10 protein-coding genes and 1 riboswitch are annotated in these 12027 nt (G+C 38.0%); of the genes, 8 read left to right on the top strand and 2 right to left on the bottom strand.

Going from position 1 to position 12027, the window contains the following annotated elements; translation table 11 throughout:
• The first annotated feature begins 571 nt into the window (after nt 1–571).
• Both H0173_RS14300 and scpC read left to right on the top strand, forming a co-directional pair.
• Nucleotides 572–1216, top strand: a complete 645-nt coding sequence (locus H0173_RS14300; protein WP_221847191.1) for a LytTR family DNA-binding domain-containing protein — start codon at nt 572–574, stop codon at nt 1214–1216.
• Nucleotides 1217–1349: 133 nt separating this feature from the next.
• On the top strand, nt 1350–2864 hold the full coding sequence (gene scpC / locus H0173_RS14295) for a succinyl-CoA:acetate CoA-transferase ScpC (RefSeq protein ID WP_221847190.1): 1515 nt from the start codon (nt 1350–1352) through the stop codon (nt 2862–2864).
• A gap of 41 nt (nt 2865–2905) precedes the next feature.
• Here scpC and H0173_RS14290 read toward each other — a convergent pair whose 3' ends face one another.
• Entirely contained in the window at nt 2906–3043 is a 138-nt protein-coding gene (locus H0173_RS14290) for a hypothetical protein (protein WP_221847189.1), read from the bottom strand.
• A gap of 150 nt (nt 3044–3193) precedes the next feature.
• A riboswitch (cyclic di-AMP (ydaO/yuaA leader) is annotated at nt 3194–3334 on the top strand.
• Between the two features lie 213 nt (nt 3335–3547).
• Here H0173_RS14290 and H0173_RS14285 point away from each other — a divergent pair.
• Nucleotides 3548–5374 (top strand): APC family permease, encoded by a 1827-nt coding sequence (locus H0173_RS14285; RefSeq protein ID WP_221847188.1) that lies wholly within the window; start codon nt 3548–3550, stop codon nt 5372–5374.
• Between the two features lie 53 nt (nt 5375–5427).
• On the opposite strand, the gene H0173_RS14280 is transcribed toward H0173_RS14285, so the two are convergent.
• Entirely contained in the window at nt 5428–6867 is a 1440-nt protein-coding gene (locus tag H0173_RS14280; protein ID WP_396021237.1) for an NAD-dependent succinate-semialdehyde dehydrogenase, read from the bottom strand.
• Between the two features lie 271 nt (nt 6868–7138).
• On the opposite strand from H0173_RS14280, the gene H0173_RS14275 reads away from it, so the two are divergent.
• From H0173_RS14275 to H0173_RS14255, 5 genes are all read left to right on the top strand, one after another.
• Nucleotides 7139–7414, top strand: coding sequence for a YciI family protein (locus H0173_RS14275; RefSeq protein ID WP_221847209.1), 276 nt, complete (start codon nt 7139–7141; stop codon nt 7412–7414).
• A 144-nt stretch (nt 7415–7558) separates the two neighbouring features.
• Nucleotides 7559–8239: a response regulator transcription factor gene (locus H0173_RS14270; RefSeq protein ID WP_221847186.1), complete on the top strand. Its 681-nt coding sequence runs from the start codon at nt 7559–7561 to the stop codon at nt 8237–8239.
• Nucleotides 8223–9638: a HAMP domain-containing sensor histidine kinase gene (locus H0173_RS14265; RefSeq protein ID WP_313770647.1), complete on the top strand. Its 1416-nt coding sequence runs from the start codon at nt 8223–8225 to the stop codon at nt 9636–9638. The genes H0173_RS14270 and H0173_RS14265 overlap by 17 nt, the downstream gene beginning before the upstream one ends.
• A 141-nt stretch (nt 9639–9779) precedes the next feature.
• A complete protein-coding gene (locus tag H0173_RS14260) occupies nt 9780–11054 on the top strand; it encodes a S1C family serine protease (protein ID WP_221847185.1) in 1275 nt (424 codons plus the stop codon).
• A gap of 9 nt (nt 11055–11063) precedes the next feature.
• Entirely contained in the window at nt 11064–11936 is an 873-nt protein-coding gene (locus H0173_RS14255) for a foldase protein PrsA (protein ID WP_221847184.1), read from the top strand.
• Nucleotides 11937–12027: the final 91 nt, after the last annotated feature.

The raw sequence follows: 12027 nt of genomic DNA, 5'->3' as shown, positions 1-12027 counted from the left end.
TTAATCTGTCTACCTAATGGGGAGCATATCAGGAAGCCTTGAGGGCTTTTTTTCTTTGTAGAAGGCTGTTTTCTAAATGAATGTTGTTTTATAGGAGTTTTAATAAAAAAGTCTAATCTCAGTAGTTGATATACACCTAGATTCCTGCGAGATTAACTGGCGGAAATAATCGGGAACTGGCGGATATAATCAGGAACTGGCGGATATATTGAGGAACTGGCGGATATAATTAGGAACTGGCGGATATATTGAGGAATTGGCGGATATAATCGGGAACTGGCGGATATAATCAGGAATTGGCGGATATATACGGGAATTGGCGGATATATACGGGAATTGGCAGATCTATTCGAGAATTAGTGGAATATATTGAGAAACTGGCAGCGAGGGACGGGCTAGGAGGCTAGCGATTCGCCAACGGAAAGCGAAGGTATATCAAATGCTGTGTATAAGCAACAATCTATTCCAGGATATTTTTGCCGGGAAAAGTAATCGGAATAGAAACTTTTCTTAAAACATTGTAAGATTAATTTATTCTATTTACTTCTCATACTGGAAGGACGTTAGGAACATGAAAGGGATCTCGATTATTTCGCTATTGGATGTAATTGGTGAATTATTTTCAGATGAAATTTCAATTGCCGTTTCAAATACAAAAGAATACATTTATTATCGACCAAGTAAACGGGTGGATTTGAAAATAAAGCCTGGTGACCCTTTGAAGGAAGGGACCATTGCCTATAAGGCTATTGCATCTGGTCATAAGGCTTCAGAGTTTATTAATCGGGAATTATTTGGAGTGCCTTATCATGGGATGGCCGTACCATTCCACCATGATGGTATATTGGAAGGCTGTGTTACCGCGATTTACCCTGCCTTAACAGATGGAAAGACTGTAGTAACAGTAAGAAGCCAAGATGGATGGACGCCTATTCCGTTTTCAAAGGTTGTGTATATAGAAGCTAAGGATAAAAAAACGTATATCCATACAGAAGGATTTACTGGAACACATAAATATTCGCTTCAGGAATTTGAATATTTATTGCCTAAAGACTACTTTATTCGCTGTCATCGTTCATATATTGTCAATGTTAATCATATTAAAGAAATTTATCCTGACTCGCATTCAACCTTTATTTTGGCTATGAATAATGGTGAACGTTTAACGGTTAGTCAATCGTATTCCAGCTATTTCCGAAAGCTGCTAGGTTTTTAAATTTTCTGCCTTGTATAAAATATTTTATGTTCTATCCTTATTTTGTACTATTTAATCCTAAAATTCCTTTCCCATATTTTTAATAGGTAAAATGATTATATATAGTTATCTATAGTGGGAGAGGGTTGGGAAAATGAATAAGGGGTATGAACGTATTAAGGACATTCGTTTACGTGATCGTGTTGTCACACCTGAGGAGGCTGCTTCATGGATTCACGACGGAATGACACTTGGTTTAAGCGGCTTCACACGTGCGGGTGACGTGAAAGCGGTACCATTTGCATTAGTTGAAAGAGCAAAAACCGAATCCTTCAAGGTGAATGTGTATACAGGGGCATCATTAGGTTCTGATGTGGATAAATTGTTCGCAGAGGCGGGAATTATTAATAAACGGTTGCCATTCCAAGCAGATCCAACGATGAGAAGGGGTATTAACCAAGGGGACTTCTTATTCGTTGATCAGCATTTATCGCACACAGCTGAATTAGTTCGTGCAAATGTGATAGATTCTATTGATTTTGCAATTTTGGAAGCGGTTTCGATAACAGAGGATGGGCTGATTATTCCAACGACGTCCATAGGAAATTCCTTAACATTTGCTCAGCATGCCAAGTCGATTATTATTGAAATTAATCTGGCGCAAACACCTGAGCTTGAGGGCTTACACGATTTATATGAACCTGGAAAGCAAGGGGAGCGAGATCCGATCCCGCTGAGAAAAGCGGATGACCGTATTGGCATTAAAGGTATAAAAGTTGATATAGAGAAGATTAAAGGAATTGTCTTTACTAATCAAGAAGATTCACCTTCAACCATTGTTCAGCCAGATGAAGAAACAAAAATCATGGCTGGTCATTTATTGGAGTTTCTTCGTAAAGAGATAGAAGCGGGAAGATTAACTGAAAAGCTTGCACCTCTGCAATCAGGAATTGGTTCAGTCGCAAATGCGGTTCTTCATGGAATGATCGATTCAGAATTTGAGGACTTGGAAGTTTATTCAGAAGTATTGCAGGATGCGGTTTTTGACTTAATGGATGCTGGAAAGGTTCGATTTGCTTCATGCTGTTCGATTACTTTATCCGAATCAAAAATGAAGCAAGTTTTCGCAAACTTTGATCAATATCGTGATCGTATCTTGATGAGGCCACAGGAAATCTCAAATCATCCGGAAATTATCCGCAGACTCGGCTTAATTTCAATAAATACGGCTTTAGAATTAGATATATACGGAAATGTAAACTCTACTCATGTGCTTGGAACGAAAATGATGAACGGGATTGGCGGTTCTGGTGACTTTGCGAGAAATGCTCGTCTGGCGATTTTTGTAACAAAATCAATTGCTAAAGATGGTAAGATATCAAGTATCGTTCCATTTGTCTCACATGTCGATCATACAGAGCATGATGTGAATGTAATCGTGACAGAGCAAGGATATGCCGACCTTCGCGGGTTGGCACCTCGAGAACGGGTTGAATTAATTATTGAAAATTGTGCACATCCAATGTACAAGGAGCACCTTCGCGAATATTATCAAGAAGCTCTTACAAGAGGCGGACACACTCCTCATGTACTAGAAAAAGCTCTTTCATGGCATATTGATTTTGCAAAAAATGGAACAATGCTAAAAACATTAGTAGAGAATAAATAAATTTGTTAACTCTGAGCATATCAAACTGCTCAGAGTTTTCTTTATGATTGTCTCTTTTTATTCTGAGGTCTTATTCCTTCTCTTTCTTCTATCGGCGAAACATTGTTGAGCTGAGAGATCTCTTTTGCCACTCTATCTAGAAATTCATCTGTTAGCAGAGGATGAGTATGTCTTGGCATAGGTTGCCTCCTATCGATTAAGCCTTCTTTATATTTTTTTCAATTGATGAATGATTATGTATGTTTCTGAAATTTTTCGATTAAGAATGTGTATTAAAAAAATATATTTACATAACGAAAACACAGGAGTATGATAAACAGCAGTTTCATATTTCTAAATCGCTGAAACCTATACGGTACGGGGGAACCACATATTGGATAATTTGTAATCCAAGGGGTGAATCCTTTAAGGTAGGGCTACTCATAGTCCGAATCCGGCAGCTAACCTCGTAAGCGTTGATGAGAAGGAAGGTGGAGCTTGTTGTGTCAAAATATTGATGCCTACAGGTCTATTTCGTGATGACTTGTAGGCTTTTTTATTTTTCATTATCTTTCCCATATGTTTAAGAAGGTTGGGAACAATAAGGAAAAGATTTTTGTGAAAAAGTATTTCCTAAAAACATACAATACAGTGATAATTTTTGGCTTTATAGAATAATTTCGACGATTTGGTGGTGCACCTAGGTGGTTTCATTATTAAAAAGAGTATTAATTGGAAGACCGTTAAAATCAAATGAGTTAGGTGAACAAAAGCTTATTAAAACGAAAGCATTAGCGATACTTTCATCCGATGCTCTCTCATCTGTTGCTTACGGGCCTGAACAAATTCTAATTGTTCTTGCCACAATTAGTGCAGCGGCGTTTTGGTATTCGGTTCCGATAGCTATTGGCGTTTTAATTCTGTTGACGGCACTTATCTTATCATATAGACAAATTATTTTTGCCTATCCGTATGGCGGTGGAGCGTACGTCGTTTCGAAAAATAATTTAGGCACAAATGCTGGTTTAATTGCAGGCGGGTCTTTGCTAGTTGATTATATCCTTACAGTTGCAGTAAGTGTCTCTGCAGGAACGGATGCAATCACATCGGCTTTTCCTTCTCTGCATGATTATAATGTTTCGATTGCCATTTTATTTGTGTTATTTATAACGATATTAAACTTAAGAGGGGTAACAGAATCTGCTTCGGTATTAGCCTACCCAGTCTATTTATTTGTTTTAGCGATTTTTATTTTAATTGGGGTTGGTATTTATAAGATCGCAACAGGCAGCGTTACGCCAGCCTTACACACACCTATTGGTACACCTGTTGCGGGAATTAGTCTCTTTATTTTGCTAAGAGCCTTTGCATCGGGAAGTTCGGCATTAACAGGAGTTGAAGCCATTTCTAATGCGATTCCAAATTTTAGGGATCCCGCTCCAAAGAATGCGGCAAAAACCTTAATGGCGATGGGCGTCCTGCTTGCTTTATTATTTTCAGGGATAATTATTTTAGCCTATTATTACGGAATTGCTCCTCATGAAAAAGTAACAGTCGTTTCTCAAATTGCAGAAGGTGTTTTTGGAAGAAACTTCATGTACTTTTTCATTCAAGGAACAACGGCTCTGATTTTAATTCTTGCTGCCAACACAGGTTACTCTGCTTTTCCATTATTAGCTGTAAATTTAGCAAAAGATAGATTTATTCCAAGGATGTTTACAGTCAGGGGAGACCGTCTAGGTTATTCAAATGGTATTCTTTTTCTAGCTACGTTTTCGATCATATTGATTGTAGCCTTCAGAGGGCAAACAGAACATCTTATTCCGCTCTATGCAGTGGGCGTATTTCTTCCTTTTACACTGTCTCAGACGGGTATGATGGTGAAGTGGATACGAGAAAAGCCTGAGGGCTGGGTAGTAAAATTAATAACTAACACGATAGGTGCCCTTATTAGCTTTATCGTGACAATTATGTTCTTTTTAACAAAGTTTGAACAAATTTGGCCAATACTAATCTTCTTGCCCATTATAATTCTTTTATTTCATCGAATTAAAAAGCATTATAATTCCGTTGGTGAACAGTTAAGAATCAATCCAGAAGCGGCTATTAGTCCTATCGAGGGAAATATTATCATTGTACCGGTAGCCGGCATCACTCAGGTTGTGGAAAATTCATTAAACTATGCAAAGTCATTAAATGCTGACCAAATTATTGCCGTATATGTCTCCTTCGAAAGAGAAGATGAGAAAAAGTTTGAGGATAAATGGATGAAATGGCAGCCTGATATTCGACTTGTCACTCTTCAATCATATTATCGAAGCATTATTCATCCTTTAACGAAATTTATTGATATCGTTGAACATAAAGCGAGAGAATCCAACTACCAGGTGACAGTAGTTATTCCTCAATTTATTCCTAAGAAGGGTTGGCATCATATTCTTCACAACCAATCCAGTCTGCTTATTCGTTCGTATTTACTTTTTCGAAGAAACGTTATTATTACAACGGTGCCGTATCATTTGAAAAAATAAGTTAGATGTCAAAGGAACCCTAAAATTTCATTCAGGGTTCCTTCTATAATGAATTATAATTTAATCGAAATATATTTCACTTCCAAAAATTCCTCAATGCCATGATGTCCGCCTTCACGGCCAAGTCCGCTTTCCTTTACTCCTCCAAATGGAGCCTGTGCTGTAGAAGGAACGCCATCATTAATCCCAACAATTCCGAATTCTAGTTTTTCAGATACTTTGATAGCTGTTGTTAAATTTTCTGTATACACATAGGCAGCAAGACCATAACGGGAGTTATTGGCCATTTCAATGGCCTCTTCTGCCTTTTCGAATTCAATAATTGGTGCTACTGGACCAAAGGTTTCATCTTGCATGACGACCATATTCTCTTTAACACCACTAATAATCGTTGGTTCCATGAAATAGCCGTTTTGAAAATCAGGGACACGCTTTCCGCCCAATTCAATTCTTGCTCCTTTTTCAACGGCATCATCGATATGGTGCTTTACTTTTTCATAGGTTGCTTCATTAATTAGTGGTCCAATACTCGTTTCTGGATTAGTGCCAATCCCGACCTTCAGAGCTGAGACAGCCTCAGAAAGCTTAGCAACAAACGCTGGCAGTATAGCTTTTTGAACATATATGCGGTTCGTACAAATACAAGTTTGTCCGCTGTTTCTAAATTTGGAAGCAATCACTCCGCTAATCGTTTTATCAAGATCAGCATCAGCAAAAACAATAGCTGGAGCGTGTCCCCCAAGTTCAAGGGAAACCTTTTTCACCGTATCTGCAGCACCGCGCATAAGAACCTTGCCGACTTCAGTTGATCCAGTAAAGGTAATCTTTGCAACTCGTTCATCCTCTAGCCAAGCTTGTCCAATTTGCTTTGCATCACCAGTAATAACATTAACTACGCCTTTTGGGATACCAGCAAGTTCCGCAAGCTCCGCAAGTTTAATTGCCGTTAAAGGAGTTTGTTCAGCCGGTTTGATTACCGTTGTACAGCCTGCTGCAAGAGCAGGGGCAACCTTTCTAGTAATCATGGCTGCTGGGAAATTCCATGGGGTAATCGCTGCAACAACACCTACTGGCTGTTTAATTACGAGAAGGCGTTTGTCTGTAGAAGAAGCAGGGATCGTTTCACCGTATATGCGCTTTGCTTCCTCGGCGTACCATGACAGGAAGCTTGCCGCATAATTGATCTCTCCGATCGCTTCCGCCATAGGTTTTCCTTGTTCCATTACTAGGATTTCGGCAATTTCTTCTTTATGTTCTTGAATAAGATGATACCATCTCATTATATATTCATTACGTTCATAGGCAGAAGTTTGAGACCAGCTTTTGAAAGCTTCATATGCAGAGTCTACTGCCCGTTTTGCTTCAATTTGTCCACAATTTGGAACAAGAGAAACTAGCTCCCCTGTAGCAGGATTAAATACTTCAATGCTTTCGGCTGAGTCTGACCGAATCCAATCTCCATTAATATAGTTTTTATTTAAATCTTTTTCTATGCTGCTCACTAAGCTTCACACCTTTCAGTTTGATAAAATGATTATTAATTAGGTACCGCTCAATTTAAACTGATTTCTCTTCCAATTGTAGCATAATTCCCTCATTGGCAAGAAAATGCCTGCTCGAGAAAATGCCGATACACTTGCTGCAAAGTTATACTCTACAGTTTTTATTATGGTGTGTGTCTCCATCATTTGATATAATTTTGGGAAATAACAGGAATTTGGATAATGGGAGTTGAACCCAAATAATAAGAAAGTAGGGTACGGAATGAAATACTTTGCTGTGCTATTGCCGATGCTAAATGAGGAAAAAAGCCAACTGTATCGTCCCCAGCACTTAGAATTTCTTGAGAAAATGAGTAATGAAGGAAAAATTTTTGCAAGAGGAAGATTTGCTGACGGTGCAGGTGGTTTGGTTATTTATATTGCACAATCTTTAGAAGAAGCAAAATCATACGTTGAGGCTGATCCGTATATAGTTCATGGAGCTAGAGGGATGGAGATTCATGAGTGGGAAATGATTAGTGCTGCTGTAAAGAGTTAAATAATAGGACAATAGCCAATCCAGATCGGGGTTGGTTTATTTTTTTTGACATTATCCTGACTTAATTACATGTTATGTTTTTTTGAAGAGTGAAATCTATATATAATAAAGGTAAATCTTTAAGATTTTCAGGAGTTGAAATCCATGAAAACTATTTTAATAGTAGAAGATGAACTTCCGATAAGCCAAGTATTAAAGGTATATTTGCAAAAAGCTAATTTTATGGTGGAGCAGGCATTTACCGGGCACGAGGCAATGGTGAAATTCGATGCTGCTAATCCTGCTCTTGTCCTGCTGGATGTCATGCTGCCTGGGAAGGATGGTTGGACAATATTAAAGGAAATACGAGAGAAAAGTACTTGCCCGGTTATTATGCTGACAGCTCTTGGGGATGTGAATTATCGGTTAAACGGTTTGAATAGCGGAGCGGATGATTATATTCCGAAGCCCTTTATAGCAGATGAAGTCATTGCAAGAGTCCAGGCGGTTTTAAGAAGGTCAGAAATAAATGAAGGACCAAAGAAAACATTTGGCCAATTGCAAATTGATCTAAAATCACATCGGGTGAATATTGGCGATAAAGAGATTGAACTGACTCCGCGTGATTTATCACTGTTAATGTTTATGGCAGAACATCCAAATCAAACATTTACTCGAGACCAGCTAATTGAACATGTATGGGGATGGGAATATGATGGAAGTGACCGAGCTGTTGATTTAGCAATAAAACGGTTGAGAAAGTCACTTCAAAAATGGCCAGAGTCAGAAGGCGAAATTAAGACATTACGGGGATTGGGGTATCAACTCAGTGTTTACAAAAAGTAATAAGAAAATATCATTGCTTCGTTATTGGACAAGTCGTTATGTCATGACATTATGTATTGGTCTGATTGTGGTCGCCATTGTATCAGCATTATGGATTAGACATACGACTTTAGAGCATCGATTAAACGTAACAAAGCTAATGGCTGATGAATTGGCAGACCGTTTTGTTGAAATAAGTGAGGGAAGACCGATTTCACGTGAGAAGCTTCCAGGGTTCCTATTAAATCGCGGGAAATTTTTGGATATAAAAAGTGATCCTTCGATTTATGTTGTTGATAGTTCAGGTACGATCCTTTCAACAAATAGATCTCCGGATCGAATGTTTCGTCAATTTCCAGGTGCGATACTCACGAATAAAGAAAGTACCCAAAAATTAAAGCTGGAAAATAATCAAGTATATTATGTTGTGAAATCGCCTATAAACACAGAAACAACCTTTTTTGGCTGGGTTGTCATCATTGAAACAGAAGAAAACTTGACTAGAGTGGATCAAGAGTACCGGCAATTGGCAATTATGATTGTAAGTCTTGCCCTTCTTGGCTGGGCAGCAATTTATTTTTTATCCCGCCGCTTAGCAAATCCGATTAAAGATGTAGCAAGAGCTGCCAAGCAAATCCAAGAGGGAGATTATAATATTCATCTCCCAAAGAATATTAAAGAACAAGAAGTATATGAACTTGTTCATTCCTTTCAAGAGATGTCAATGAGGCTGAAAAAATTAGAAACGCTTCGAACTGAGCTTTTGGCAGGGGTGACCCATGAATTAAAGACACCGGTGACTTCGATAAGCGGACTGCTTCAGGCACTAAACGATGAAGTGGTTACAGGGGAAGATGCGAAGGAATTTCTTCAGCTATCATTAGCCGAGACCGCCAAGATGAAAAAGCTGGTTGAGGATCTTTTAGCTTTTAATACTTTCGCGGCAAATGCTGTTCCTGTAACTAAGGAGCGATACCATATTAATAAGCTAATCAGTGATTTCACACATCAATGGGAAACGGTTCAGGAGGATAGACAAATTGAGTTAACAGTGTCGTTACTCCGAATAAGCAGTGAGGTGGATGTAGATCCAATCAGGCTGCAGCAAATTTTAACAAATCTACTCAATAATGCGAAGCATGCCATTGAAGGTGCTGGAAAGATTCATGTTCAATTATCCGAAACAAGCAAGCAAATTTTTATTGATATAAGAGATACAGGCTGCGGTATCCCAGCCGAGGAACAAAATCTTGTCTTTGAACGCTTTTTTAGAGGAGAGAGAAAGAAGTTTAAAGTGAGAGGGCTCGGTTTAGGCCTGCCCTTCAGCAAGATGATCGCTCAATCACTTGGAGGAGATTTATTGCTGTTAGAAAGCTCACCGGATGGAACGACTTTTAGAATAATATTACCTAAAGTGTAGATATTAAACTGCTGATTTCGGTCAGCGGTTTTTTTATTAAACTTTTTTCCTTTGACATCTTCCTGACACATTAGGTGTTTAAAGTGGGTCTTGTAAGGTAAATAAAACTTTAAACCTTAATAAAAGGAAGAAGGTATATATATGTACGAAGAAAATAAGCATTTCCAAGAAGATCAATTAAACGAAAATACTAATCAAAGTCAATTTAAACAAACAGAAGAAAACTATCAAATGAATGGGACACAGATCAAACCGCCGAAAAAGACTGGATTTAAAGGTTTGCTTATGGCAATTTCAGGTGGTGTGCTAGGGTCTGCTATCACTCTTACAGCAGTACCTTATTTGCCAAACTATCAAGAAGCTGCTAGTGAAACGAAGGCAGTGGAAAATACATCAGCTGTACCAGCAGTGAATGTGAAGCAGGTTTCAACAACTTCCCATTCTTTGGCTGATACGGTTGAACAGGCGTCTAAAGCAATCGTCGGCATTGTGAATTATCAGAAGCAAAGCAATCCTTTTCAGCAAGGAAATAATGAAGTTGAAACGGGATCTGGATCAGGGGTTATTTTTAAAAAGGATCTGAACACTGCATATATTGTAACCAATAACCATGTTATTGAAAATGCTAATAAAATTGAAGTGACTCTTCATAATGGAGATAAAATGACCGCTGAATTAATAGGGACTGATTCTTTAACAGATATTGCAGTTCTCAAAATTTCAGGAAATGTTTCAGCAGCAGAACCCTTAACTTTTGGCGATTCATCACAGCTAAGAGCAGGTGATCAGGTTCTAGCAATTGGAAATCCGCTTGGGTTGGATTTATCAAGAACTGTTACTCAAGGAATTGTAAGTGCTGTAAATCGGACTATTCCAGTTTCGACTTCTGCAGGAGATTGGGATTTAGAGGTTATTCAGACTGATGCAGCGATAAATCCTGGAAATAGTGGAGGGGCCCTTATTAATACCGCAGGACAATTAGTCGGGATTAATAGCATGAAAATCTCTGAAAGTGGTGTTGAGGGTCTCGGCTTTGCGATTCCAAGCAAAGAAGTAAAAAGGATTATCAATGAGCTCATTGAAAATGGACAAGTAGTCCGCCCTTATTTTGGGGTTAGTTTAGCTGATTTAGACGAAATTCCAAGCTTTTATAGACAAAATCTCCCTGCGACTATTTCAAAAGGAACAATTATTGCAACGATTGATCCTAATTCGGCAGCTGCAAAAGCAGGACTTCAATCACAAGATATTATTGTTTCTATCGGAGGCAAGGAAATTACTAATTCAAATGATTTCCGTAAGACATTATATAGTCAATACAAAATTGGGGATAAGGTAAAGGTTGAATTTTATCGCCAAGGAGAATTAAAAACGGTTGAAGTGACATTACAAAGCAATAAAAATACTAAAGCATAGGGGGATAAAATGAGAAGGAAGAAAGTCATTTATTTTATTATCGGTTTAGGATCTGCTCTAGCCATTGCCCTTTCACTCACTTTTATGGATGACAAAAAAGTTGCTAGTGTCAATGGAGAAAGTATAAGCAAAAATGAATTATATGATCTGTTAGTATCTCAATATGGTTCAGATGGAGTGGACAAGTTAATAACTGATAAGATCATTGAAAAAGAAATGAAAAAAGAAAACTTAAAAATAAGCCAGTCCGAAATAAATGAGGAGATGGCTGATTATATAGAAGCATATGGCGGGGAAGACGCATTTAAAGATCTTTTAGATTCAAGTGGTGTTAAACGGTCCACCATTGAAAAAAATATGAAAACCTATTTAGCGACAAAGAAACTGCTGGAGCCAAGGATTTCGATTACGGATGACGAGATAAAGACATATTTTGAAGAAAATAAAGATAACTATGCTCAGCCTGAACAGGTTGAAGCGAGTCATATATTAGTAAAGGACGAAGCAACTGCAAATGAAGTCATTAAAAAATTAAATGCAGGAGCGGACTTTAGTGAATTAGCTAAGGAATATTCTACAGATGAATCGAGCAGCGCCTCTGGAGGGGAATTAGGATATTTCGGCAGAGGTGAAATGGTAAAAGAATTTGAAGATGCGGCCTTTTCACTCGATATAGGAAAGATTAGTGAACCAATTCAATCGGAGTATGGGTACCATATTATTAAAGTAACGGATAAAAAGAAAGCAAAGGAAGCAAACTTTGATGCAGTAAAAGATGAAATTAAAGCTACTATTATCGATTCAAAGCTCGAATCAGAATATGCAGATTGGCTGGAAGAAAAATATAAAGAATATGAGATTAAAAATTATATAGAGAGCTAAAGAAAAATTCATCCTTCGTAACATTGATTATGATAATTACCGGAATTTGGTCATAATAATAAAGTAAAGCAGAGAAGATGCGGAGGATGAA

This window comes from Bacillus sp. S/N-304-OC-R1 (genome assembly GCF_019749375.1).
GTDB lineage: Bacteria > Bacillota > Bacilli > Bacillales > Cytobacillaceae > Cytobacillus.
Note: the sequence above shows the minus strand (reverse complement) of the source record. Positions and strands in the feature narration are given on the sequence as shown.

What these genes read in the sequence shown, in the direction of transcription:
- H0173_RS14255 (WP_221847184.1), top strand. Translation starts at nt 11,064, where the DNA reads ATGAGAAGGAAGAAAGTCATTTATTTTATTATCGGTTTAGGATCTGCT.
- H0173_RS14275 (WP_221847209.1), top strand. Translation starts at nt 7,139, where the DNA reads ATGAAATACTTTGCTGTGCTATTGCCGATGCTAAATGAGGAAAAAAGC.
- H0173_RS14260 (WP_221847185.1), top strand. Translation starts at nt 9,780, where the DNA reads ATGTACGAAGAAAATAAGCATTTCCAAGAAGATCAATTAAACGAAAAT.
- scpC (WP_221847190.1), top strand. Translation starts at nt 1,350, where the DNA reads ATGAATAAGGGGTATGAACGTATTAAGGACATTCGTTTACGTGATCGT.
- H0173_RS14290 (WP_221847189.1), bottom strand. Translation starts at nt 3,043, where the DNA reads ATGCCAAGACATACTCATCCTCTGCTAACAGATGAATTTCTAGATAGA.
- H0173_RS14270 (WP_221847186.1), top strand. Translation starts at nt 7,559, where the DNA reads ATGAAAACTATTTTAATAGTAGAAGATGAACTTCCGATAAGCCAAGTA.
- H0173_RS14300 (WP_221847191.1), top strand. Translation starts at nt 572, where the DNA reads ATGAAAGGGATCTCGATTATTTCGCTATTGGATGTAATTGGTGAATTA.